Source organism: Pseudomonas sp. XWY-1, assembly GCF_002953115.1.
Classification (GTDB): domain Bacteria; phylum Pseudomonadota; class Gammaproteobacteria; order Pseudomonadales; family Pseudomonadaceae; genus Aquipseudomonas; species Aquipseudomonas alloputida.
Genome location: NZ_CP026332.1, coordinates 4814260 through 4838045, shown reverse-complemented (window position 1 = coordinate 4838045; position 23786 = coordinate 4814260). Strand labels below are relative to the sequence as shown.

Annotated in this window: 20 protein-coding genes and 3 pseudogenes; 13 read left to right on the top strand and 10 right to left on the bottom strand. The window is 61.8% G+C overall.

Annotated elements, in window-relative coordinates; translation table 11 throughout:
- Window positions 1-81: 81 nt before the first annotated feature.
- Window positions 82-1536, bottom strand: a complete 1455-nt coding sequence (pyk, locus tag PRJ_RS22610) for a pyruvate kinase (RefSeq protein ID WP_003251912.1) — start codon at window positions 1534-1536, stop codon at window positions 82-84.
- Between the two features lie 180 nt (window positions 1537-1716).
- Between pyk and PRJ_RS22605 the strand changes: the two genes are divergently transcribed.
- The 3 genes from PRJ_RS22605 (at window position 1717) to sbcB (ending at window position 4077) form a co-directional block, all read left to right on the top strand.
- The gene (locus tag PRJ_RS22605) at window positions 1717-2103 is read left to right on the top strand and encodes a hypothetical protein (protein ID WP_003251914.1); all 387 of its coding nucleotides are present in this window, start codon (window positions 1717-1719) and stop codon (window positions 2101-2103) included.
- 123 nt (window positions 2104-2226) lie between these two features.
- Entirely contained in the window at window positions 2227-2586 is a 360-nt protein-coding gene (locus PRJ_RS22600; RefSeq protein WP_012053641.1) for a PilZ domain-containing protein, read from the top strand.
- A gap of 57 nt (window positions 2587-2643) precedes the next feature.
- The gene (sbcB, locus tag PRJ_RS22595; protein ID WP_064491140.1) at window positions 2644-4077 is read left to right on the top strand and encodes an exodeoxyribonuclease I; all 1434 of its coding nucleotides are present in this window, start codon (window positions 2644-2646) and stop codon (window positions 4075-4077) included.
- Between the two features lie 73 nt (window positions 4078-4150).
- Here sbcB and mvaT read toward each other — a convergent pair whose 3' ends face one another.
- Window positions 4151-4528, bottom strand: coding sequence for a histone-like nucleoid-structuring protein MvaT (mvaT, locus tag PRJ_RS22590; protein ID WP_003251920.1), 378 nt, complete (start codon window positions 4526-4528; stop codon window positions 4151-4153).
- Window positions 4529-4812: 284 nt separating this feature from the next.
- Between mvaT and purU the strand changes: the two genes are divergently transcribed.
- Entirely contained in the window at window positions 4813-5664 is an 852-nt protein-coding gene (gene purU / locus PRJ_RS22585) for a formyltetrahydrofolate deformylase (protein ID WP_003251921.1), read from the top strand.
- Between the two features lie 231 nt (window positions 5665-5895).
- On the opposite strand, the gene PRJ_RS22575 is transcribed toward purU, so the two are convergent.
- The 5 genes and pseudogenes from PRJ_RS22575 to PRJ_RS30755 all read right to left on the bottom strand — a co-directional run.
- Complete coding sequence (locus PRJ_RS22575; RefSeq protein WP_104887091.1) at window positions 5896-6888, bottom strand: lysylphosphatidylglycerol synthase transmembrane domain-containing protein; 993 nt, start codon at window positions 6886-6888, stop codon at window positions 5896-5898.
- Window positions 6885-7649 carry a DUF2334 domain-containing protein gene (locus tag PRJ_RS22570; RefSeq protein ID WP_104962504.1) on the bottom strand — a complete coding sequence of 255 codons (765 nt, stop codon included), beginning with the start codon at window positions 7647-7649 and terminating at the stop codon, window positions 6885-6887. The genes PRJ_RS22575 and PRJ_RS22570 overlap by 4 nt, the downstream gene beginning before the upstream one ends.
- On the bottom strand, window positions 7642-8763 hold the full coding sequence (locus tag PRJ_RS22565) for a glycosyltransferase family 1 protein (protein WP_104962503.1): 1122 nt from the start codon (window positions 8761-8763) through the stop codon (window positions 7642-7644). The genes PRJ_RS22570 and PRJ_RS22565 overlap by 8 nt, the downstream gene beginning before the upstream one ends.
- A gap of 168 nt (window positions 8764-8931) precedes the next feature.
- Window positions 8932-9528: pseudogene (locus PRJ_RS30760) on the bottom strand (methyl-accepting chemotaxis protein); the annotation flags it as partial.
- A 261-nt stretch (window positions 9529-9789) separates the two neighbouring features.
- Window positions 9790-10806 (bottom strand): annotated as a pseudogene (locus PRJ_RS30755) (cache domain-containing protein); the annotation flags it as partial.
- Between the two features lie 168 nt (window positions 10807-10974).
- On the opposite strand from PRJ_RS30755, the gene PRJ_RS22555 reads away from it, so the two are divergent.
- The gene (locus PRJ_RS22555) at window positions 10975-12450 is read left to right on the top strand and encodes a helicase HerA-like domain-containing protein (protein WP_104962501.1); all 1476 of its coding nucleotides are present in this window, start codon (window positions 10975-10977) and stop codon (window positions 12448-12450) included.
- A gap of 122 nt (window positions 12451-12572) precedes the next feature.
- On the opposite strand, the gene PRJ_RS22550 is transcribed toward PRJ_RS22555, so the two are convergent.
- Entirely contained in the window at window positions 12573-14045 is a 1473-nt protein-coding gene (locus PRJ_RS22550; RefSeq protein ID WP_014592256.1) for an inorganic phosphate transporter, read from the bottom strand.
- Window positions 14046-14357: 312 nt separating this feature from the next.
- On the bottom strand, window positions 14358-14558 hold the full coding sequence (locus tag PRJ_RS22545) for a hypothetical protein (RefSeq protein WP_003251937.1): 201 nt from the start codon (window positions 14556-14558) through the stop codon (window positions 14358-14360).
- Between the two features lie 479 nt (window positions 14559-15037).
- Between PRJ_RS22545 and pcaR the strand changes: the two genes are divergently transcribed.
- The 8 genes and pseudogenes from pcaR to pcaC all read left to right on the top strand — a co-directional run bounded on the left by pcaR (window position 15038) and on the right by pcaC (window position 23154).
- Window positions 15038-15913 carry a pca regulon transcriptional regulator PcaR gene (gene pcaR / locus PRJ_RS22535; protein ID WP_003251938.1) on the top strand — a complete coding sequence of 292 codons (876 nt, stop codon included), beginning with the start codon at window positions 15038-15040 and terminating at the stop codon, window positions 15911-15913.
- 320 nt (window positions 15914-16233) lie between these two features.
- Window positions 16234-17580, top strand: coding sequence for an MFS transporter (locus PRJ_RS22530; protein WP_020192010.1), 1347 nt, complete (start codon window positions 16234-16236; stop codon window positions 17578-17580).
- A gap of 231 nt (window positions 17581-17811) precedes the next feature.
- Window positions 17812-17907 (top strand): annotated as a pseudogene (locus tag PRJ_RS30120) (CoA-transferase subunit beta); the annotation flags it as partial.
- Window positions 17904-19109, top strand: coding sequence for a 3-oxoadipyl-CoA thiolase (pcaF, locus tag PRJ_RS22520; protein WP_172835047.1), 1206 nt, complete (start codon window positions 17904-17906; stop codon window positions 19107-19109). The pseudogene PRJ_RS30120 and the gene pcaF, both read left to right, overlap by 4 nt.
- Before the next feature lie 187 nt (window positions 19110-19296).
- Window positions 19297-20586 (top strand): MFS family transporter, encoded by a 1290-nt coding sequence (locus PRJ_RS22515; RefSeq protein ID WP_104962500.1) that lies wholly within the window; start codon window positions 19297-19299, stop codon window positions 20584-20586.
- A gap of 9 nt (window positions 20587-20595) precedes the next feature.
- Entirely contained in the window at window positions 20596-21948 is a 1353-nt protein-coding gene (locus PRJ_RS22510) for a 3-carboxy-cis,cis-muconate cycloisomerase (RefSeq protein WP_010952487.1), read from the top strand.
- 11 nt (window positions 21949-21959) lie between these two features.
- Window positions 21960-22751 (top strand): 3-oxoadipate enol-lactonase, encoded by a 792-nt coding sequence (pcaD, locus tag PRJ_RS22505; protein WP_014754363.1) that lies wholly within the window; start codon window positions 21960-21962, stop codon window positions 22749-22751.
- A 10-nt stretch (window positions 22752-22761) separates the two neighbouring features.
- A complete protein-coding gene (gene pcaC / locus PRJ_RS22500) occupies window positions 22762-23154 on the top strand; it encodes a 4-carboxymuconolactone decarboxylase (RefSeq protein ID WP_010952489.1) in 393 nt (130 codons plus the stop codon).
- A 52-nt stretch (window positions 23155-23206) separates the two neighbouring features.
- On the opposite strand, the gene PRJ_RS22495 is transcribed toward pcaC, so the two are convergent.
- Window positions 23207-23731: a DUF962 domain-containing protein gene (locus PRJ_RS22495; RefSeq protein ID WP_010952490.1), complete on the bottom strand. Its 525-nt coding sequence runs from the start codon at window positions 23729-23731 to the stop codon at window positions 23207-23209.
- Window positions 23732-23786 lie beyond the last annotated feature (55 nt).

Here is a 23786-nt window from a genome sequence, read left to right as displayed (position 1 = left end):
ACCGGGGCTTTTTTTTATTGCTGTCGGGGCCTCTTCGCAGCACAAGGCTGCGCTTGAGCCTTGTGCTGCGAAGAGCGTGGATCAACCGACCAGCGGATCACCCACGTGCAGGATCTTCATGCCGTTGGTGCCACCGATAGTGTGGTAGCTGTCACCCTTGGTCAGGATCACCCAGTCACCTTGCTCCACCAGGCCACGTTTGAGCAGCTCGTCGACCGCCGCCTGGCTCACCTTGTCGGCCGGCAGCGCGGCCGGGTCGAAGGCAATCGGGTACACGCCACGGAACATCGAGGCGCGCGCCTGGGTGGCGCGGTGCGGCGACAGGGCGAAGATCGGTACATGCGAACGCAGGCGCGACATGATCAGCGGGGTGTAGCCGCTTTCGGTCAGGGCGATGATCGCCTTTACGCCCGGGAAGTGGTTGGCAGTGTACATGGCCGCCAAGGCGATGCTTTCGTCGCAGCGCTGGAAGGTGGTGTGCAGGCGATGGCTGGACTTCTGGCTGGTCGGGTGCTTTTCGGCACCCAGGCAGATGCGTGCCATGGCCTGGACAGCTTCGATCGGGTAGGAACCGGCGGCGCTTTCGGCCGACAGCATTACCGCATCGGTGTTGTCCAGCACGGCGTTGGCCACGTCGGACACTTCCGCGCGGGTCGGCATCGGGTTCTGGATCATCGACTCCATCATCTGGGTCGCCACGATCACGGCCTTGTTGTTGCGGCGGGCGTGCTGGATGATCTTCTTCTGGATAGCGATCAGCTCGGCGTCGCCGATTTCCACGCCCAGGTCACCACGGGCAACCATCACAGCGTCGGAGGCGGCGATCAGCTTGTCGAGGGTCTCGTCATCGGCCACCGCTTCGGCGCGTTCGATCTTGGCCACCAGCCAGGCGCTGCCGCCGGCTTCGTCACGCAGCTTGCGCGCGTATTCCATGTCGCTGGCGTCACGCGGGAAGGATACGGCCAGGTAGTCCAGGTCCATTTCCGCAGCCAGTTTGATGTCGGCCTTGTCTTTTTCGGTCAGGGCCGGTGCGGTCAGGCCGCCACCTTTACGGTTGATGCCTTTGTGGTCCGACAGTGGGCCACCGATGATCACCACGCAGTGCAGGGCATCTGCAGTGGCGGTTTCGACGCGCATGACCACGCGGCCATCGTCGAGCAGCAGTTCGTCACCAACGCCGCAGTCCTTGACCAGGTCGGGGTAGTCGATACCGACGATGTCCTGGTTGCCTTCGGTCAGCGGGTGGGCGGTGGAGAAGGTGAACTTGTCACCGATCTTCAGTTCGATGCGCTTGTTGGCGAACTTGGCGATGCGGATCTTCGGACCCTGCAGGTCGCCCAGCAGTGCAACATGGCGGCCGTTCTTGGCGGCGATGTCACGGATCAGGCGCGCGCGGGCCTTGTGCTCGTCCGGTGTGCCGTGGGAGAAGTTCAGACGTGCCACGTCCAGGCCGGCGAGGATCAGTTGTTCGATCACTTCCGGCGAGTTGCTGGCGGGGCCAAGGGTGGCGACGATTTTGGTGCGGCGGATGCTCATGCACAGACTCCTATAGTGAAGCGCAGCGAAAGGCTACTCCTGAATCTCGCTGTAGTCATTGTTCCGTTGCACTACCTGCAACCAAGGCAGGGTGGCATTTGAACGGGGCAGGGTATCCTTGCAAAAGGGTGTGAAGATTTGCAGGCAAACGCCGATACACTGGCATCAAAGGAGATCCCCATGCGAGCCCTGATCGTTTTAGCCTTGGCCGCCAGCGCCGTCGGCTGTACCCGCTGGTCCATGGACCACCACCTGAACAATGCCTACCGCGCCTACGACCGCGGCGATTGCGCACGGGTCATGCTCGAACTGTCGCAGGTTGATCGCACCAGCCGTGCCCGGCCGTTCATCCACCCCGAAGTGTCACTGCTGCGCGGCCAGTGCCTGGAGCGCCAGGCGTTGTACGTGGACGCGGCGCAGACCTATCAGTACCTGATCCAGCAGTACCCGGGCAACGAATATGCCTATCGCGCCCGGGCGCGCCTGCAGACCTTGGAAAAACTCGGCCATTTGCGCGGTGCAGAAACGGCCGTGGCCAACCCGGTGACGACCGTACCTTGGCGCTAACACAAAGGTGTGGTTTATTTCACGGGATTTGCTGCGCGTGCTGCGCTAATCTGTAACTCAGCTGTTACAACAACCGCCAGTACCTTGTATTCCTGGCATCAGGTACGGAATACACTCGCGATCATGTTCAACAAGCGCCACATCGAACGTCATCAACTACCTTGTGTCCTCAAGGTGTTCAACCGCTTTACCGGTCAGGAGATCGGCCAGCTAGGCAATGCCTCGGAAAATGGGTTGATGGTCATCAGCCAGCTGCCCGTGTTGGTCGGGCCCGATTACGAACTGCAACTGCGTATGCCCCTGCCTGGCGGCGGGCACCAGTTCGTCAACCTCACTGCCAGTTGCCTGTGGTGCCGCGAGGACCAGACGCCTGGGCACTACGATTCGGGCTTCATGCTGCTGCAGTCTCCGCGCGAGTACGATGATTTCGTACGTTCGTTGCGCGACTATTTCAGTTTCCGCCCCGCCAACGCTCCCGTCTGAACGTTCATTTTTCAGAATCGCGCTAGAATCGGGTCGACCTTGATACAGGACGACCCCGTGACCTCCAGCATTTTCTGGCACGACTATGAAACCACCGGCATCAACCCGCGCTGCGATCGGCCGCTGCAGGTGGCCGGCCTGCGCACTGACTTCGACCTTAACGAAATCGACGAGCCAATCAGCCTTTATTGCCGACCGTCGGACGACATCCTGCCGCACCCGGCGGCCTGCCTAGTGACAGGCATTACGCCGCAACTGCTGGCGGAGCAGGGCCTGTGCGAAGCCGAGTTCATGACTCGCGTGCATGCCCAGCTGGCGCAACCGGGCACCTGTGGTGCCGGCTACAACACCCTGCGCTTCGACGATGAAGTGACCCGCTACAGCCTTTACCGCAACTTTTTCGACCCCTATGCCCGTGAATGGCAGGGAGGCAATAGCCGCTGGGACCTGATCGACATTGTGCGTACCGCCTATGCCTTGCGCCCGGAAGGCATTGAATGGCCGCAACAGGACGGGCGCACCAGCCTGCGTCTGGAACTGCTGAGCAAGGCCAATGGCATTGACCACGGTCATGCCCACGAAGCGCTTTCCGACGTGCGGGCAACCATTGCCTTGGCTCGCCTGATTCGGCAGAAACAACCCAAGTTGTATGACTGGCTGTTTCAGCTGCGCAGCAAGCATAAAGTGATGGAGCAGGTCCGTCTGTTGCAGCCACTGGTGCATATATCCGGGCGTTTTTCGGCGGCGCGCAATTACCTGGGGGTCGTATTGCCACTGGCCTGGCACCCGCGTAATCGCAATGCACTGATTGTCTGCGACCTGCATCAGGAAACCCTACCGTTACTGCGGGAAAGTGCTGAAGTTTTACGTCAGCGCTTGTACACCCGGCATGATGAATTGGCCGAAGGTGAATTACCGGTACCGCTCAAATTGGTGCAGATCAATCGCTGCCCGGTAGTGGCGCCGCTGTCGGTATTACGCCCGGTCGATCAGCAACGATTGGGCCTGGACTTGACGTTGTTACAATCGCGCGGTGAACAACTGGCCAATCAACAGGCGCAATGGCAAGAAAAGCTGGAGCACATCTATGGCAAGGACGAGTTTGCCCCGAGTGAGGACCCGGAACAGCAGTTGTATGATGGTTTTATAGGTGACCGCGACCGGCGCTTATGCGAGCAAGTTCGTGCGCTGGAACCGGCGCAGTTGAGCCATGGCCAATGGATGTTCGATGATCCGCGTTTGCCGGAGCTGTTGTTCCGCTACCGGGCACGTAACTTCCCTGAAACCTTGACCGGCGAAGAGCGGCAACGTTGGTATGGCTTCTGCCAACAGCGCCTGAGCGACCCGCAGTGGGGGGCGCCGAATACCTTGGGCGACTTCGAAAAGGCGCGCCAGCAAGCCTGGGAGGGGGCCGACGAGGCAGGCAGGCGCGTGTTGGAGGCCTGGCAACTGCATGCTCGACAATTGCAGGAACGCTATTCAATCGGCTGATGGCAGATAAACAAAAACGCCGGCAATGTGCCGGCGTTTTTGTTGTGCGAAGCAAGAGGGCGTATGCGGATAATCAGTCCAGCAGGGTTGCCCAGCTTTCAACCACGTCGCCGCCCCAAGTGGCTTTCCACTCTTTCAGGGTCTTGTGGTTGCCGCCTTTGGTTTCGATCACTTCACCGTTGTGCGGGTTCTTGTATTGCTTGACCTTGCGTGCGCGCTTGGTGGCGGTAGTCTTGACCGAACCACGAGGTGCCTTGCTCAGTTTCGACTCTGGATCGAGCAGGGCAATCACGTCGCGCAGCGACTTGGAGTACTCGCCCATCAGTGTGCGCAGTTTGCCTTCGAACTCCAGTTCTTTCTTCAGCTTGTCATCCTGCGACAGATTGGCCAGGCGGGCCTGAAGTTCCTTGATGGCTTCTTCGGTGGCGCGGTACTCGTTGATCAGGGACATGGAGTGTTCCTTAATGCGTGTTCAGAAATGTGTGGGGCAATAATAGACAGCCCATACTCGCAAGTAAACATAAGATTGGGCCATTAACTGTTAATTAAGCTGTGACAGCATTTCTCTACGTGAACAAAATTTTACATATGCCCCGTGCGTTTCCTCTTGTCTGTCAGGCAGCGCCCGTGTGGCGTTTTCGGGCTTGCATATGCCATCGCGGTAACGATCAATACTGCGTTTTTTCTGGCGGACCGCTAGAATAGGCGCCTTTGCGAAGTTCTGGAGTCTCATTCATGCGCACCTATCGTCTGGTGATCGCCTGCCCCGACCGTGTAGGCATCGTGGCGAAAGTCAGTAATTTCCTGGCCTTGTACAATGGCTGGATCAACGAAGCCAGCCACCACTCCGATGAGCAGAGCGGTTGGTTCTTCATGCGTCATGAAATCCGCGCTGAATCGCTGCCGTTCGGTATCGAAGCCTTCCGTGAGGCGTTTGCGCCGATCGCCGAAGAGTTCTCCATGACCTGGCGCATTACCGACTCGGCTCAGAAAAAACGCGTGGTATTGATGGCCAGCCGTGAGTCGCACTGCCTGGCAGACTTGCTGCACCGCTGGCACACCGATGAGCTGGACTGCGAGATCCCTTGCGTGATTTCCAACCACAACGACCTGCGCAGCATGGTCGAGTGGCACGGTATTCCGTTCTTCCATGTACCGGTCGACCCCAAAGACAAGGCCCCGGCCTTTGCCGAGGTGTCGCGCCTGGTGCAGGAGCATGCGGCCGACGTCGTGGTGCTGGCCCGCTACATGCAGATCCTGCCGCCACAACTGTGCCGGGACTATGCCGAGAAGGTGATCAACATCCATCACAGCTTCCTGCCGTCGTTCGTCGGCGCCAAGCCTTACCACCAGGCCGCCCTGCGTGGGGTGAAGCTGATCGGCGCGACGTGCCACTACGTCACCGAAGAGCTGGATGCCGGCCCGATCATCGAGCAGGATGTGGTGCGTGTCAGCCATGCCGACAGCATCGAGGACATGGTCCGCTTCGGCCGTGATGTGGAGAAGATGGTGCTGGCCCGTGGCCTGCGTTATCACCTGGAGGACCGCGTGCTGGTGCATGGTAACAAGACTGTGGTGTTCGACTGACACCGTGCGGCTTGCTGTGAGATTCCGGGCTGCTGCGCAGCCCTGTCACGACAGGGGCGCAGAGCGCCCCGGCACTCCTGGGTGAAACGGCAATGACCAAGCAACGCAACAACCCCGTCGCCTCACCTCCACCGACCGTTGGCGAAGGCTGCCTGGCCCGCTACGACCCTGAAGCCCTGGATGACACGGATGGCACCGACTTCCCCGGCGCCGCCGAACTCTGGCAACAGCTCAACCCGCCTGACGCCGCCAGCGCTCCAGCAACGGACGTCCCAGCAGGCACACAAACACCGGCCCCCCAGCCAGCAGATAAAAGTAATACGTAACCGCCCGCCATATCAGGATTGCCGCAGCTGCGGTCGAGCTGCCCACCAAGGGTGTCAACAGGCTGGCCGACGTCAGTTCGGCGGCCCCGGCGCCGCCAGGCAGCAGACTGAATTGGCCGGCGCTGAGCGACAGCATCTGCACCAGGAAGCTGGGAATCCACTGCAGGTCTACCCCCAAGCCCCGCAGCACCAGGTACAAGACGCTGTAGCGCAGTCCCCAGTGGATGCAGGTCAGGGTGAACACCAGGCTCAGCCTGCGCTTGGGCAGGCGCCAGGTCTGCGCCAGTGCTGCAACGAAGTGCAGCAGTTTGCGCGCCCAGCGACGTTTGCGCGGCTGGCCCATCCCCATGCGCTGCAACAGCCTGCCGTTCATGCGCATTATCGGGCGCCGGTAGCGCAACAGCCCGATCACCCCGGCCAACGCTGAGCACAGCAGTAACGCACTGCCAAGCAACATGCTTTCCTGGCTGCGGCCCAGGCTGTGGAACAGTGCGTAGCCGGCAATCGCCAGCATTGCGCAAAAGAAGAACACCAGGTCGTTCAACTGGTCCATGGCAAAAACGGCGCCGCTGCGTGCCGGGCGGATGCGGTCTCGCGCCAGCAGGGCCATCAGGGTCAGCGGCCCACCACTGCCGCCAGGGGTGGTGCAGATGGCAAACTCGGTGGCCATGACCACGCCCAGGCTGCGAGCATGGCTCAACTGTTTTGCCTGCTCACCCAGCAACAGGCGCAGGCGCAGCGCATTGATGACCCAGCACAACAGAATCATGCCTAGTAGCATGAGCAGCAGGTGCGGGTCGAACCGGCTCAGCCTCGGCAGCAGCTCGCTACCACCCAGCAACGCTGGCACCAGCGCTGCACCCAGCAATGCCAGCGCCAGCCAGGCCCAGCGCTTCATGCTGCCCCCTGGCGCTCCAGCCAGGCAGATTTGGTCAGCGGTTCGCGGCCATCCTTCAACAGTCTCTCCAGCGTGCGCAACCAATAGTCACGGGATGAGCGATGGCGCATGTCTACAGGGTGCAGCCCCAAGCGCAACGTGCTCGCGCCCCGCCAGCGCTGGCATTGCCAGTCGCACAGCGTGCGGGACAGTTTGCGACGCCATGCGCAGCGCGCGCTCCAGACCAGGCCTGGCGCATCAATAGCCGTAAAGTCTGGCAAGCGGTACAGATGCTGAGGTGTACTGGTGTATTTCAGTGGCAGGCGGCACAGCGCTTGCCGCGTGCCCTGGCTCATGAGCCAGGCCGGTGCGACAAACCCTGCCACAGGCCACCCTCGGTCCTCGAACAGTGCCAGGCCTTCCTGTAGCCGGGTAAGCGCTTCGTTCTCATCAAGGCTGTAGAACTCGCCTTCATGGGTATAAATGCGCCGCATGAAGTAGTCGATGGGGCTGCGTGGTACGGGGCCTTCGTCAGCATGGGCATAGCCGTGAAGCGCCAGCTCGTCGCCTTTGGCAAGGCGTTCGTCCAGCAGACGGCAGAACGAAGGTGCCTGGTGCAGCGGATTGCGTCGATGGAAGTCCGGGACCACCAGCCATGTCATTGGCACGTGGCCCAGCGCGTCCACGGCCCCTACGAACGGTTCATAGTCCGGCCAGGTTTCCGGGGCAACATCATGCAACACCAGCATGAGGCTGCGTTGGCTGGCAGAAGGCTCAAGCATGGGCGCGCACCTGCGGCTGGTGGCCGAGCACGGCCTGGTAGTGCTGGAGCAGGCCAGCTACCACGTTATCCCATGAATAATGTTGCTCTACATGGTGGCGGGCCTGCACGCCGAGCTCGCGGATACCTGCCTCGAATGCCTCGCGCACGGCGGATGCCATGGCCCGACCATCGTTGGGCGTGCACAGGCGGCCACACTGTTCGTTGATGATTTCAGGGAACGCACCGGCGCGCGCGGCCACCACGGGTGTGGCGCTGGCCATGGCTTCGAGAATGACCAGGCCGAATGTTTCCTGGTCGCCAGCATGCACCAACAAGTCGGCGCTGGCGATCAGCCGGGCCACCTCTGCAGCCGGGCAGAAGTGATCGATGACGCTGACGTTGTGCGGCACGCTGGCCGGCATGTTCGAGCCCACCAGTAACAGGTGGTAGGGGTCGCCAAGTTGCTGCATGCAGTCAAGCAGCACCGGCAGGTTCTTTTCCCGCGAGCCGCGGCCGGCAAAGATCAACAGGCGGCTGGTGTCGGCAATGCCCAATTCGGCACGTACATGTGGGTCGCGCCGGGAGGGGTGGAAAGTGGCAAGGTCAACGCCCAGCGGCTGCACATGGACATCGCGCACGCCCAAGCGGCGTAATTTGTCGGCCATCACCTGGCTGGGGGCCAGTACCCGATCAAAATTGCCGTAGAGCTTGCTGACGTAGGCCTCGACATTGGGTGCGAACCAGTTGCCCATGCGGTTGCTGACCAGTAACGGCAGGTCGGAATGGTAGAAACCGATCACGGGCACGTCGAGCTGGCGCCGCGCTTCCAGCGCCGCCCAGGCGGTCAGGTAGGGGTCGCCAACTTCGATCAGGTCGGGTTTGAGCGTGCGCAGTGTATTGCACCAGGGGGCCAGGCGTACCGGAAACCGGTAGCCCTTGCCAAACGGCAAGGGCGGCGCAGGTACCTGATAGATGCCATCGCCGTGTTGGGCGCTGGCACCGGGAATCAACAGGCTGTGGCGTACGCCGTGAATGGCGTCGAGACGGTGATGTTTGGCATCAAGATAGGTACGTACGCCACCGCTGGCCGGGGCGTAGAACATGGTGATGTCGGCGATGTGCACGATCAGCATCCCTCCGGGATCGTCTTCGGGTCTGTCATCTGGCGTTGAATTGCCGGCGATGAAATGCCTAAAGGTGGACCTATCAGAAGGATAGTTTGTTCGATCGGTTTGAGAGGAGGGGAGTGCGTAATGCCTGGCGCAGCGCAGAGGCTGCGCCAGGCGAATGTGTAGCCTCTATCAGATACGGAAGCTGCCCACCAGGTGCTTCAGGCGGCCAGCCTGCTGCTCGAGGTCGGAGCAGGCGCGCAGGGTCGCTTGCAGGTTCTCCACGCCTTCCTGGTTGAGCATGTTGATCTCGTTGATGTCCATGTTGATCGCCTCGACCACGGCGGTCTGCTCTTCGGTGGCAGTGGCCACCGACTGGTTCATGCCGTCGATCTCGCCGATGCGCACGGTAACGCTGTCCAGTCGCTCACCCGCCTGGTTGGCGATCTGCATGCTGTCCTGGCTGTGGCGCTGGCTCTGCTCCATGGTGTCGACCGACTCGCGGGCACCGACTTGCAGCTCTTCGATCATGGTCTGCACTTGCTGCGCCGACTCCTGGGTGCGGTGCGCCAGATTGCGCACCTCATCGGCGACCACGGCAAAGCCACGCCCGGCCTCACCGGCGCGGGCCGCTTCGATGGCGGCGTTCAGCGCCAGCAGGTTGGTCTGCTGGGAAATGCTGGTGATCACTTCCAGGATCTGGCCGATATTCACGGTCTTGCTGTTCAGTGTTTCGATGTGCGCGCTGGAGGTGACGATCAGGTCGGACAGGCGGTTCATCGCGGCAATGTTGCGCTCGACCACTTGCTGGCCTTCTTCGGCCAGCAGGCGCGCGGAGCTTGCGTGCTGCGAAGCCTGGGCGGCGTTGCCGGCGATTTCCTGAGCCGCAGCGCCCAACTCATTGATGGCGGCGGCGACACTGTTGGTGCGGTTGGACTGCTCGTCGGAGTTGGTCATCGACGAGTTCGAAGCGCTGATCACCCGCAGGGCTACTTCGTTGACCTGCTCGGTGGCCGAGGACACTTCGCGAATGCTGCTGTGAATGCGCTCGACGAAGCGGTTGAAGGCGTTGCCGAGGACACCGAATTCGTCGTGGCTGTGGATGTGTAGGCGCTTGGTCAGGTCGCCCTCACCTTCGGCGATGTCTTCCATGGCGCGGGTCATGGTGTGCAGCGGTTGCATCAACACGCGGATCAGCAGGCCGAGCAGGCCGATGATGATCACCACTGCCACTACCGTGGCGATCACCGCAGAGGTGCGGAAGGTGCTGAGCATCGAGAAGGCCTTGTCCTTGTCCACCGACAGGCCGATGTACCAGTTCGCCGACGGCAGGCCGGTAATCGGGCTGAAGGTCAGCAGGCGGGTCTGGCCATCGCTTTGCACTTCGGTCAGCTCGCCGGTCAGTTTCGGCGTGTGCTGCGGGAACAGGTCCGACAGCGACTTCATGACCAGATCCTTATCCGGGTGCACCAGGATCTTGCCCTGGTCGTTGACCAGGAAGGCGTATCCCATGCCGCCGAAGTTCAGCGAGTTGATGATCTGCACCAGACCGTCCAGGGCCAGGTCGCCGCCGACCACGCCAACGCTGTTGGAGACCTTGCTGAGGATGCCGATGACCATCTTGTTGGTGGTCATGTCGATGTAGGGTTCGGTCAGCGTCGCGCCGCTGGCGTTCATGCCGTCCTTGTACCAAGGGCGGGTGCGCGGGTCGTAGCCGTCGGGCATCTTCGCGTCCGGGCGCACGCTGAAACCGCCGTCGACTTTGCCCAGGTAGACCGTGAGGAAGCTGGATATCAGCGCATTCTGACCCATCAGGGTTTCGGCGTTGGCCGGGTCCTGGGCAATGTTCTGCGCCAGGTTCTCCACCAGTTTTATCCGGCCCTCGAACAGGTTGCGAATGTTGGTCGACGTGGAGGCGCCCATTTCAGCCAGATAGTTTTCCAGGTCCTCGCGGATCGCATTACGCTGGAGGTAATCGTTGTAGAGGGTGAAAAGGCTGAAGGCGAGTATCACGATCAGTGATGCCGCCAAAAGAATCTTGTGGCTGAAACGAAGGCTTTTGTTCATGGCGTAATCGGTTCCGCTAAGGTTTTATATCAGGCGTTCGCACGAGTGGAGCCGTAGGTTGTGCAACATCCCGAAAAGTCCCTTTTCGGCTGTTCCTCTCTATTAAGGCGAATAACACCCACAGGTATCGGCCGAATTAAGCTAAAGCTTGAGCAGAGGATTAAAGAGATGTCGGAATTTTCGACCATCGTTGTAGGCGCGGGCCCGGATGGCCTGCCAGTCGGGCAAGCAATGCGCCTGGCCAACCGCCACGGTCTGGTGGCTGGCGCAACCGGTACTGGCAAGACCGTCACCCTGCAGCGCCTGGCGGAGGTGTTCAGCGACGCAGGGGTGGCGGTGTTCGCCGCGGATGTCAAAGGCGACCTTTGTGGCCTGGGTGCTGCCGGTGCGCCACAAGGCAAGGTGGCTGAACGCATCGCCGGCATGCCGTGGCTGGGGCATACGCCCAGGGCTTACCCGGTGAGCTTGTGGGATATCGCCGGGCAGTCTGGCCACCCGCTGCGCACCACCCTCAGTGAAATGGGGCCGTTGTTGCTGGGCAACTTGCTGGAACTGACCGACAGCCAGCAGGCGGCGCTTTATGCAGCATTCAAGGTGGCCGACCGCGAAGGCCTGCTGCTGCTGGACCTCAAAGACCTCAAGGCCCTGCTGGCGCATCTGAAGGACAACCCACAGCTGCTCGGCGAAGACAGCGCGCTGATGACCACGGCCTCCACCCAGGCTTTGTTGCGCCGGCTCGCTACCTTGGAGCAGCAGGGCGCCGAGGCACTGTTCGGCGAGCCGGCATTGCAACTGGAGGACCTGCTGCGCCCTGATCCGGATGGACGTGGACGTATCCACCTGCTCGATGCCAGCCGATTGGTGCACGAGGCACCCAAGGTGTACGCGACGTTCCTGTTGTGGCTGCTGGCCGAATTGTTCGAGCAGTTGCCCGAGCGCGGTGATGCCGACAAGCCGGTGCTGGCGCTGTTCTTCGATGAAGCACACCTGCTGTTCAACGGCACGCCCAAGGCGTTGCAGGACCGTCTTGAGCAAGTGGTCCGGCTGATCCGCTCCAAGGGGGTGGGGGTCTATTTCGTTACCCAGTCGCCGGGTGACTTGCCCGACGCGGTGCTGGCCCAGTTGGGCTTGCGCATTCAGCACGGCTTGCGGGCGTTCACGGCCAAGGAGCAGAAGTCGCTGCGGGCGGTAGCCGATGGTTTCCGCCCCAACCCGACGTTCGACACCCTGGCGGTGCTGACCGAACTGGGTATTGGCGAAGCGCTGGTGGGTACGTTGCAAGAGAAGGGCACGCCGGCCATGGTGCAGAGGGTGCTGGTTGCACCGCCGCAGTCGCGTATCGGGCCACTGAGTGCGGCTGAGCGTATTGCGCTGATTGCGGCTTCGCCATTGTCGGGGCGCTATGACAAACCGGTGGACCGTGAATCTGCCTATGAAATGCTGAGCCAGCGTAAGGGCGAGCCGGTGGAGCCGGCGCCACAACCGAAGGCGGATGAAGAGAGTTTTGCCGACAAGGCGGGTGAGTTCTTGCAGAGTGCAGCGGGGCAGGCGATCAAGTCGGCAGTGCGCCAGGCGGCCAACCAGTTGGGGCGGCAGTTGGTGCGCGGTTTGATGGGGTCGTTGTTAGGGGGCAAGAAAAGGTAGTCTTCCTGCGCCGCTTCCATACCCCTGGTAGCAGAAGTCTGCTTCGGCAAGGAACAAGGTGGCGCGGGCATTACGGCTATGAAAAAGGCGCCCGAGGGCGCCTTCATTCATTGCGGTGTCACTCAGCCAATGGCTTTGGACGCCAGCCAGAACAGGCCGGCCGCCAGGCCCATCGAGGTAGGCAGGGTCAGGACCCATGCCAGCAGGATGGTCTTCACGGTGCCGCCTTGCAGGCCACTTTTGTTGGCGACCATGGTGCCGGCCACGCCGGACGACAGCACGTGGGTGGTCGACACCGGCAGGGCGAATACGTTGGCCATACCGATAGCGCAGGCTGCGGTGATCTGTGCCGACATGCCTTGGGCATAGGTCATGCCTTGTTTGCCGATCTTCTCGCCCACCGTCAACACCACGCGCTTCCAGCCAACCATGGTACCCAGGCCAAGGGCCAGTGCGACGGCCACGATCACCCAGAACGGGGCGTATTCGGTGGTGGCGGTGAGGTCTTTGCGCAGTTTTTCAAGGTCGGACTTTTCACGGGCGTCCAGGCCTGGCAGCTTGCCAACCTTCTTCGCCGTGTCATCCAGGCACAACAGATAGCGGCGCACTTCAACGCGCTTCTCGGCATCGAGGCTGTGGTAGTCCGTCACACCTTTCAGCGAGGTCTGCAGCGCAGCAATGGTCGGCTCGGTCTGCTGCGGGTTGCAACTGAACTGCTCCGGCAGGTCGCTGGCCTTGGCCTTGCCCAGTGCCAGGAACTCGCCCAGGGTGGCGGCGTTACGCTGGTAGAACTGGCTCATGTGCAGGGTAGCGTCGCGAGTACGTTCGATCTGGTAGGTGGTGCTGTTCAGGTCGAGTACGAACTTGGCCGGGACAATACCGATCAGCACCAGCATGATCAGGCCGATGCCTTTCTGGCCGTCGTTGGAGCCGTGCACGAAGCTCACGCCCATGGCGGAAACCACCAGGACCAGACGGTTCCAGAAGGGCGGGTGCTTCTTGTCGTCGAGCTTGCGGCGCTGTTCCGGGGTTTTGTGCATCTTCGACAGCGGGCGCCACCATTTCAGGCCGATCAGCACCAGGGCAGCAACGGCGAAGCCGGCCATTGGCGAGACCACCAGCGACATGGCGATATCGATCGCTTTCTGCCAGTTGACGCCGTCGCCCAGCGGAATGTCGTTGATCAGGGCGTTGGCCAGGCCGACACCGAGGATGGAGCCGATCAGCGTGTGCGAACTGGAGGCGGGGATGCCAAAGTACCAGGTGCCCAGGTTCCAGGTGATGGCCGCAGCCAGCAACGAGAAGACCATGGCCAGGCCGTGGCCGGTGTTCACATTGATCAGCAGCTCTACCGGCAACAGGTGCACGATGGCATAGGCCACCCCTACACCGCCGAGCAGAACGCCAAGGAAGTTGAACACGCCGGAGAAGAACACGGCGAGGTGCGGCGGCATGGCTTTGGTATAGATGACGGTAGCTACCGCGTTGGCGGTGTCATGAAAGCCATTGATGAACTCGAAGGCGAGTACGAAGGTCAAGGCGAGCAGCAGGCTCACCAACACCCAGGCATCCAGTCCGCTGAATAAATCGATCATGAAGGTTGTCTGGCGGGTCTTAGGGGGGCGGGATTATGCCAGAAAACCTTGGCAATCGATGCACCTGTAACAGGCAGATGACAATCTTCATGGTGCAAGCGCGCCATGCAGAGGGGGGCGGTACGGGAGGTAAATAGCGGCTAAAAATCACAAAATAGGGCGAAAAAAGGCCGAAATCTTGAGGAAAATCCATTTCGCAGAAATTCAAACGACTGTATGAAATTTGTGTGATTCCATTTCATCATCGGCCAGACAGTAAAGATCGACCTCGCCCGGGTAGGCCGGGCGACGACGCGCAGAGGGCCCCGAGGCTCAGGGATTGTCGCTGCGCAGTTCTTTTTCGATGCGTTCCAGTTCCTGGCTGAAGGCCTGGTCGCGAACGCTGGCACGCTTGCGCCAGGGTTTGCGTTCCGGATCCGGTTGTGCGGCGTATGTGGTGACTTCACCACCATAAACATCCTTGTAACGTTCAGCCTGGCGCTCGAGTTCCGCGCGCAGTTCATCTTTCGTCACGTGCAGTACCTGAAATAAGTGTAATGACTGTTGTCATGCATTGTGCAACATGCATTTTGCCTTGCTGGCCGCAACGGCTTGATAAAGCGGAAGGTTCAATGACCACGGTAAGCGGAGGGCCTGCGCAATCGATTATAGCAACCGATAATTCGCCGAACATCGATAATTTACGCAACCCTGACATCATCTGGCGTAAGTAGCAGATTGTGCCCGCGAACAGTTGGGACCTTTCGTACAAAGTTTGAAAGGAATGGCGGATAGAAGTTCGTTGCAATGTCAGGGCGGGCCGGAATGAAAAACGGCCTCGCCGAAAGGCGAGGCCGTTGCCTGGGGACTTCTACGGTGGGTACCTGACCAGTCTCTCCAAAGAAGCCACAAGTGGCATGGGAAAGGTATAAGCAAAAGTGTCGGCGGTCAATTGCGATTATCGGCCGTTTGTTCGATAATCGCACGAACCGGTGTTTTTTTTGAGGTGTGCGATGAGTGACGAAACCCTGGGCAACGATTCCGGCAATGCTGAGGTGGCGCGACCTGCTTCGGCTGCCATGGCGCCGCCGATCGTGGCTTCCCCGGCCAAGCGCATCCAGGCCTTTACCGGTGACCCGGACTTCATGACCTCGCTGGCACGTGGCCTGGCCGTGATCCAGGCATTCCAGGAGCGCAAGCGCCACCTGACCATCGCCCAGATCAGCCACCGTACCGAAATCCCTCGCGCGGCGGTGCGCCGTTGCCTGCACACGTTGATCAAGCTGGGGTACGCCACCACCGACGGGCGTACCTATTCGCTGCTGCCCAAAGTGCTGACCCTGGGGCATGCCTACCTGTCGTCGACGCCGCTGGCAATTTCTGCCCAGCCGTACCTGGACCGCATCAGTGACCAGCTGCATGAGGCGGCCAACATGGCCACCCTCGAAGGCGACGACATCCTTTATATAGCCCGTTCGGCCACGGTCGAGCGGCTGATTTCGGTCGATCTATCGGTGGGCGGACGTCTGCCGGCCTATTGCACGTCGATGGGGCGCATTCTGCTGGCGGCCATGGACGACACCAGCCTGCGTGAGTACCTGGAACGTGCCGACCTCAAGGCGCGCACCAGCCGCACCCTGAATGACCCCGAATCGTTGTTCGCCTGCATCCAGCAGGTGCGCGCCCAGGGCTGGTGCGTGGTAGACCAGGAACTGGAACAGGGGCTGCGATCGATTGCGGTGCCGGTGTATGACGCTTCGGGGCAGGTGTTGGCTGCGCTGAACGTCAGTACCCATGTCGGGCGGGTGACCCGCAGTGAACTGGAGCAGCGGTTCTTGCCAATTTTGCTGGCAGCCAGCCGGGACCTTTGCCACCAGTTGTTTGGTTGAGACCGCAGGGAGCACTTTGCGGCCCCGGATCAGAACAGGCAAAACCGTTTCTTGTGCGATAAACGCACAGTGTCGTGCCGGGTGAATTGCTTCACCCCGGCCCGCTGATTAATGTCTCTCGCAACGGTCGGCTAGCCGACCGAACAAGAAAAACACTAGAGGCACTCACTCATGAATACTGTCACCTCGCTGCTGCGGCCGCACCCGCATGCAGTATCGTTATATCCAGGCTGACCCAGGCCATATACCCCAATCATCGCCCTTGTACCGGATGCCCGCGTGCAATGGCCTGACTGTGCCCCACATTCTGGATAACAATAATGAACCAAGCGCAAACCAACGTCGGCAAAAGCCTCGACGTTCAGTCATTCATCAATCAGCAGCCGCTGTCCCGCTATCAGTGGCGGGTCGTGCTGCTGTGCTTCCTGATCGTCTTCCTCGACGGCCTGGACACCGCTGCCATGGGGTTCATCGCCCCGGCACTGTCGCAAGAGTGGGGGATCGACCGCGCCAGCCTTGGGCCGGTCATGAGTGCCGCGTTGATCGGCATGGTGTTCGGCGCCCTGGGCTCCGGGCCGCTGGCTGACCGTTTCGGCCGCAAAGGCGTGCTGGTGGGGGCGGTGCTGGTGTTCGGTGGCTTCAGCCTGGCCTCGGCCTATGCCACCAACGTCGACCAGTTGCTGGTACTGCGCTTCCTGACGGGCCTGGGCCTGGGTGCAGGCATGCCCAACGCTACCACGCTGTTGTCCGAATACACGCCGGAGCGCCTCAAGTCGCTGCTGGTGACCAGCATGTTCTGTGGCTTCAACCTGGGCATGGCGGGTGGTGGCTTCATTTCCGCCAAGATGATCCCGGCCTACGGCTGGCACAGCCTGCTGGTCATCGGTGGCGTGCTGCCGTTGCTGCTGGCGCTGGTGCTGATGGTCTGGCTGCCGGAGTCGGCGCGGTTCCTGGTGGTGCGCAACCGCGGTACCGACAAGGTGCGCAAGACCTTGTCGCCCATCGCGCCGCAAGTGGTGGCCGAGGCAGGCAGTTTCAGCGTGCCGGAGCAAAAGGCGGTGGCTGCACGCAACGTGTTCGCGGTGATCTTCTCTGGCACCTATGGCTTGGGCACCGTGTTGCTGTGGCTGACCTATTTCATGGGCCTGGTGATCGTCTACCTCCTGACCAGCTGGCTGCCAACCCTGATGCGTGACAGCGGCGCGAGCATGGAGCAGGCGGCGTTCATCGGCGCGCTGTTCCAGTTTGGCGGCGTGCTAAGTGCAGTCGGCGTGGGTTGGGCCATGGACCGTTTCAATCCGCACAAGGTAATTGGCATTTTCTATCTGCTCGCCGGGGTGTTCGCCTACGCAGTGGGGCAGAGCCTGGGCAACATCACTCTGCTAGCCACGCTGGTGCTCGTCGCTGGTATGTGCGTGAACGGTGCGCAGTCGGCAATGCCATCGCTGGCGGCGCGCTTCTATCCCACCCAGGGCCGGGCCACAGGCGTATCGTGGATGCTGGGTATTGGCCGCTTTGGTGCGATTCTCGGGGCCTGGAGTGGTGCAACGCTGCTGGGCCTGGGCTGGAGCTTCGAGCAGGTGCTGACGGCGTTGCTGGTACCGGCGGCGCTGGCGACCGTGGGAGTGGTCGTCAAGGGGCTGGTCAGCCACGCCGACGCAACCTGAGGGCGAGGGCCGCGTTGCGGCCCATTCACAGCGTAACGCCGCTCCCGCAGGTGCGGCGTTGTGCTGCAATCAGGGCGCACAGTTGCCCTGCGCGTGGGGTGGATAGTCGTGCAACAAATGGTTCGTTAATCGCACAGATAGTCGATTATCGGATTGTAAGGTACCTACCAGTCTCCTTAATCTGGGTTTACCGAAGCACCCTGACCAGGAGCCTCCAAATGCCACGCGCAGACCATTTCCGAACCCACCCAAATCGAGCTGTCCGCCATGCGTGACCTCGACGCCCGTACCGCCGCTGACCATGGCCAGCTGGCAGGAGAAGCCTGATGCACGACGTATTCATCTGTGATGCCATCCGTACCCCGATCGGCCGCTTCGGCGGCGCCCTGGCCAGCGTGCGGGCCGACGACTTGGCAGCCGTGCCGCTGAAGGCGCTGATCGAGCGCAACCCTGGCGTGCAGTGGGACCAGGTAGACGAAGTGTTCTTCGGCTGCGCCAACCAGGCCGGTGAAGACAACCGCAACGTGGCCCGCATGGCACTGCTGCTGGCCGGCCTGCCGGAAAGCATCCCGGGCGTCACCCTGAACCGCCTGTGCGCGTCGGGCATGGATGCCGTCGGCACCGCGTTCCGCGCCATCGCCAGCGGCGAGATGGAGCTGGTGATTGCCGGTGGCGTCGAGTCGATGTCGCGCGCCCCGTTCGTCATGGGCAAGGCTGAAAGCGCCTATTCGCGCAACATGAAGCTGGAAGACACCACCATTGGCTGGCGTTTCATCAACCCGCTGATGAAGAGCCAGTACGGTGTGGATTCCATGCCGGAAACCGCCGACAACGTGGCCGACGACTATCAGGTTTCGCGTGCTGACCAGGACGCTTTCGCCCTGCGCAGCCAGCAGAAGGCTGCCGCCGCACAGGCTGCCGGCTTCTTTGCCGAAGAAATCGTGCCGGTGCGTATCGCTCACAAGAAGGGCGAAATCATCGTCGAACGTGACGAACACCTGCGCCCTGAAACCACGCTGGAGGCGCTGACCAAGCTCAAACCGGTCAATGGCCCGGACAAGACGGTCACCGCCGGCAACGCCTCGGGCGTGAACGACGGTGCTGCGGCGATGATCCTGGCCTCGGCCGCAGCGGTGAAGAAACACGGCCTGACTCCGCGTGCCCGTGTTCTGGGCATGGCCAGCGGCGGCGTTGCGCCACGTGTCATGGGCATTGGCCCGGTGCCGGCGGTGCGCAAACTGACCGAGCGTCTGGGGATAGCGGTAAGTGATTTCGACGTGATCGAGCTTAACGAAGCGTTTGCCAGCCAAGGCCTGGCGGTGCTGCGTGAGCTGGGTGTGGCTGACGATGCGCCCCAGGTAAACCCTAATGGCGGTGCCATTGCCCTGGGCCACCCCCTGGGCATGAGCGGTGCACGCCTGGTACTGACTGCGTTGCACCAGCTGGAGAAGAGTGGCGGTCGCAAGGGCCTGGCGACCATGTGTGTGGGTGTCGGCCAAGGTCTGGCGTTGGCCATCGAGCGGGTTTGACCTGTACCGGCCTCTTCGCGGGGAAGCCCGCTCCAACAGGGATCCACGCAATCACCTGTGGGAGCGGGCTTCCCCGCGAAGAGGCCTCTCCTGTGAGACATAAGGCCCATTGCCAGCCCGATAGCGGAACGAGTGTGTTACTAGGTATGTCTAGAACTACCTAGGACCCTCCAGGAGTAAACCCGTCATGACCTCAACCTATTACACCGGCGAAGAACGCAGCAAGCGCATCTTCGCTATAGTCGGTGCCTCATCAGGCAACTTGGTGGAATGGTTCGACTTCTACGTCTACGCCTTCTGCGCGATCTACTTCGCTCCGGCCTTCTTCCCCTCCGACGACCCCACCGTGCAGCTGTTGAACACGGCAGGTGTATTCGCCGCGGGCTTTTTGATGCGCCCCATTGGTGGCTGGATCTTCGGCCGCCTCGCCGACCGCCACGGTCGCAAGAACTCCCTGATGATCTCGGTGCTGATGATGTGCTTCGGCTCCCTGATGATCGCTTGCCTGCCCACCTATGCCAGCATCGGCACCTGGGCCCCGGCGCTGCTATTGCTGGCCCGTCTGATCCAGGGGCTGTCGGTAGGGGGCGAATACGGCACCACGGCCACCTACATGAGTGAAGTGGCACTGCGTGGGCAGCGCGGCTTCTTTGCTTCGTTCCAGTACGTCACCCTGATCGGCGGCCAGTTGCTGGCGGTCCTGGTCGTGGTGATCCTGCAACAGCTGCTGACTGAAGATGAACTGCGGGCCTGGGGCTGGCGCATTCCCTTCGTGGTGGGGGCCATCGCCGCCCTGATCTCGCTGATGTTGCGCCGTTCGCTGCACGAGACCAGTAACGCCGAAGCCCGCAATGACAAGGATGCAGGTTCGATCGGAGGTCTGTTCCGCAATCACGCAGCGGCGTTCATCACGGTACTGGGCTACACCGCGGGTGGCTCGCTGATTTTCTATACTTTCACCACCTATATGCAGAAGTACCTGGTCAACACCGCGGGCATGACCGCCAAGAACGCCAGCTACGTGATGACCGGGGCGTTGTTCCTGTTCATGGTGGTGCAGCCGTTCTTCGGCATGCTGTCCGACCGTATCGGCCGGCGCAATTCGATGCTGCTGTTCGGCGGCCTCGGTACCCTGTGCACCGTGCCGCTGCTGATGGCGCTGAAAACCGTGACCAGCCCGATCATGGCCTTCGTGCTGATCAGCCTGGCCCTGTGTATCGTGAGTTTCTACACCTCGATCAGCGGTCTGGTGAAGGCCGAGATGTTCCCGCCGCAGGTGCGTGCACTGGGTGTTGGCCTGGCCTACGCGGTGGCCAACGCAGCATTCGGCGGTTCGGCCGAGTATGTGGCCCTGGGCCTGAAAACCCTGGGGATGGAAAACACTTTCTACTGGTACGTGACGGCGATGATGGCGATTGCCTTCCTGTTCAGCCTGCGCCTGCCGAAGCAGGCGGCGTACCTGCACCATGATGATTAAGGACGCTGCATGAGCAACCAACTGTTCGACGCCTATTTCACCGCGCCGGCCATGCGCGAGATTTTCTCCGACCGAGGCCGCCTGCAGGGCATGCTGGATTTCGAAGCCGCGCTTGCCCGAGCCGAAGCCTCTGCCGGTTTGGTCCCGCACAGCGCGGTAGCGGCCATCGAGGCGGCATGCCAGGCCGAGCGCTATGACGTTGGCGCGCTGGCCAATGCCATCGCCACCGCGGGCAACTCGGCCATTCCGCTGGTGAAAGCGTTGGGCAAGGTGATCGCCACCGGCGTGCCTGAGGCTGAGCGCTATGTGCACCTTGGCGCCACAAGCCAGGATGCGATGGATACCGGTCTGGTTCTGCAACTGCGCGATGCCCTCGATTTGATCGAGGCCGACCTCGGCAAGCTGGCCGATACCCTGTCGCAGCAGGCCTTGAAGCACGCCGATACGCCATTGGTGGGTCGTACCTGGTTGCAACACGCCACCCCGGTGACCCTGGGCATGAAACTGGCCGGTGTACTGGGTGCTTTGACCCGCCACCGTCAGCGCCTGCAGGAACTGCGCCCGCGCCTGCTGGTCCTGCAGTTCGGCGGTGCCTCGGGCAGCCTGGCGGCGCTGGGCAGCAAGGCGATGCCGGTGGCCGAAGCGCTGGCCGAACAGCTCAAGCTGACCCTGCCCGAGCAGCCCTGGCACACCCAGCGCGACCGCCTGGTGGAGTTTGCCTCGGTACTGGGCCTGGTTGCCGGCAGCCTGGGCAAGTTCGGCCGTGATATCAGCTTGCTGATGCAAACCGAGGCGGGGGAGGTGTTTGAGCCTTCTGCGCCGGGTAAGGGTGGTTCTTCGACCATGCCACACAAGCGCAACCCGGTGGGTGCCGCCGTGTTGATCGGTGCTGCGACCCGCGTGCCGGGCCTGCTGTCGACGCTGTTCGCGGCCATGCCTCAGGAGCACGAGCGCAGCCTGGGCCTATGGCATGCCGAGTGGGAAACCCTGCCGGATATCTGCTGCCTGGTCTCTGGCGCCCTGCGCCAGGCTCAAGTGATTGCCGAGGGCATGGAGGTGGACGCCGCGCGCATGCGCCGTAACCTCGACCTGACCCAAGGCCTGGTGTTGGCCGAAGCGGTGAGCATCGTCCTCGCCCAGCGTCTGGGTCGCGACCGTGCCCACCACCTGCTGGAACAATGCTGCCAACGCGCGGTGGCCGAACAGCGACACCTGCGTGCCGTGCTGGGTGACGAGCCACAGGTCAGCGCCGAGCTGTCTGGCGAAGAACTCGATCGTCTGCTCGACCCTGCCCATTACCTGGGCCAGGCCCGCGTCTGGGTGGCGCGCGCCGTGTCCGAACATCAACGTTTCACTGCCTGAAGGAGACCGCTGTGGCGCACTTGCAACTGGCCGATGGCGTTTTGAATTACCAGATCGATGGCCCGGATGACGCCCCGGTGCTGGTCCTGTCCAACTCGCTGGGTACCGACCTGGGCATGTGGGACACCCAGATTCCGCTCTGGAGCCAGCACTTCCGAGTGCTGCGCTATGACACCCGTGGTCACGGAGCATCGCTGGTCACTGAAGGCCCTTACAGCATCGAACAGCTGGGCCGCGACGTGCTGGCCCTGCTCGATGGCCTGGATATTCAAAAGGCTCACTTCGTCGGCCTGTCGATGGGTGGCCTTATCGGCCAGTGGTTGGGTATCCATGCAGGTGAGCGCCTGCACAGCCTGACCTTGTGCAACACGGCCGCCAAGATCGCCAATGACGAGGTGTGGAACACCCGTATCGACACGGTACTCAAAGGCGGCCAGCAGGCCATGGTCGACCTGCGCGATGCCTCCATCGCCCGCTGGTTTACCCCGGGCTTTGCCCAGGCACAGGCGGAGCAGGCCCAGCGTATCTGCCAGATGCTGGCGCAAACCAGCCCGCAAGGCTACGCAGGCAACTGTGCAGCGGTACGTGACGCTGATTATCGTGAGCAACTGGGCCGTATCCAGGTGCCCGCGCTGATCGTTGCCGGTACGGAAGACGTGGTTACCACCCCTGAGCATGGCCGCTTCATGCAGGCCGGTATCCAAGGTGCCGAGTACGTCGACTTCCCGGCGGCGCACCTGTCCAACGTCGAGATTGGCGAGGCCTTCAGCCGCCGCGTGCTCGATTTCCTGCTGGCTCACTGAGGACAACGCCATGGACGAGAAACAACGTTACGACGCTGGCATGCAAGTGCGCCGCGCAGTGCTGGGTGATGCCCACGTGGACCGCAGCCTGGAGAAGCTCAACGACTTCAATGGCGAGTTCCAGGAAATGATCACCCGCCACGCCTGGGGTGACATCTGGACCCGCCCAGGGCTGCCGCGCCATACCCGCAGCCTGATCACCATCGCCATGCTGATCGGCATGAACCGCAACGACGAGCTGAAGCTGCACCTGCGTGCAGCGGCCAACAATGGCGTGACCCGCGACGAGATCAAGGAAGTGCTGATGCAGAGCGCGATCTACTGCGGCATTCCGGCGGCCAATGCCACGTTCCACCTGGCTGAGTCGGTGTGGGATGAACTTGGCGTAGAGTCTCGCCAGTAAACCGTGATCGCGGGCAGGCCCCTGCAACAGGGCGCTTGCCCGCGAATGGCCTTTACACCGATGCCTTTTTTTGCCGCATGGCAATCGGGCCGGCGTTGGCTTCCACGGCGCGCTTCAGGGTCGGGCACAGGCCCAGCATGAACGCAGCTTCCGCCACCACGAACAGTGGCCCGATGATCAGGCCGCTCACGTCGTCGACAAATGCCGGTTTGCGGCCTTCGTAGTAATGGCCGATGAACTGGATGATCCATCCCACCACGAACGCCCCCAGCCCGGCGCCGAGCCATAGCGTTGTCGACTGCACTGCCAGCGCTTCACCGACCCACAGGCACAGGCCCAGCAACAGCCCCATCACCAGCCCGAAGCGCAGGTCCAGGCGCAGGTAGAACCACACAGACGCCGCCGCTGCCAGCAGGGCAGGGGACAGCCACATGCCAGCTATCTCCCAGCCTGGGCGTGAAAGCAGGATGGTGACTGCCAGCACGATCATGGGGATGCCGACGAAGTGGGTGGCGATGTTGCGTGGATCGCGGTGGTAGTTGGCGTATTGGCTCAGGTGGTCGACGAGGGTTTTCATTGTTGTGCCTCCCTGTTCAGCTTTGTTTCACCTGTAGCGGATAGTGATCAGGATA

Coding starts and splice junctions, on each gene's coding strand:
- mvaT (WP_003251920.1), bottom strand. CDS start 4,528: ATGTCCCTGATCAACGAGTACCGCGCCACCGAAGAAGCCATCAAGGAA.
- PRJ_RS22570 (WP_104962504.1), bottom strand. CDS start 7,649: ATGCTTGAGCCTTCTGCCAGCCAACGCAGCCTCATGCTGGTGTTGCAT.
- PRJ_RS22565 (WP_104962503.1), bottom strand. CDS start 8,763: ATGCTGATCGTGCACATCGCCGACATCACCATGTTCTACGCCCCGGCC.
- PRJ_RS22515 (WP_104962500.1), top strand. CDS start 19,297: ATGACCTCAACCTATTACACCGGCGAAGAACGCAGCAAGCGCATCTTC.
- PRJ_RS22555 (WP_104962501.1), top strand. CDS start 10,975: ATGTCGGAATTTTCGACCATCGTTGTAGGCGCGGGCCCGGATGGCCTG.
- PRJ_RS22510 (WP_010952487.1), top strand. CDS start 20,596: ATGAGCAACCAACTGTTCGACGCCTATTTCACCGCGCCGGCCATGCGC.
- PRJ_RS22575 (WP_104887091.1), bottom strand. CDS start 6,888: ATGAAGCGCTGGGCCTGGCTGGCGCTGGCATTGCTGGGTGCAGCGCTG.
- PRJ_RS22495 (WP_010952490.1), bottom strand. CDS start 23,731: ATGAAAACCCTCGTCGACCACCTGAGCCAATACGCCAACTACCACCGC.
- purU (WP_003251921.1), top strand. CDS start 4,813: ATGCGCACCTATCGTCTGGTGATCGCCTGCCCCGACCGTGTAGGCATC.
- PRJ_RS22605 (WP_003251914.1), top strand. CDS start 1,717: ATGCGAGCCCTGATCGTTTTAGCCTTGGCCGCCAGCGCCGTCGGCTGT.
- pcaC (WP_010952489.1), top strand. CDS start 22,762: ATGGACGAGAAACAACGTTACGACGCTGGCATGCAAGTGCGCCGCGCA.
- PRJ_RS22600 (WP_012053641.1), top strand. CDS start 2,227: ATGTTCAACAAGCGCCACATCGAACGTCATCAACTACCTTGTGTCCTC.
- PRJ_RS22550 (WP_014592256.1), bottom strand. CDS start 14,045: ATGATCGATTTATTCAGCGGACTGGATGCCTGGGTGTTGGTGAGCCTG.
- PRJ_RS22530 (WP_020192010.1), top strand. CDS start 16,234: ATGAACCAAGCGCAAACCAACGTCGGCAAAAGCCTCGACGTTCAGTCA.
- pcaR (WP_003251938.1), top strand. CDS start 15,038: ATGAGTGACGAAACCCTGGGCAACGATTCCGGCAATGCTGAGGTGGCG.
- pyk (WP_003251912.1), bottom strand. CDS start 1,536: ATGAGCATCCGCCGCACCAAAATCGTCGCCACCCTTGGCCCCGCCAGC.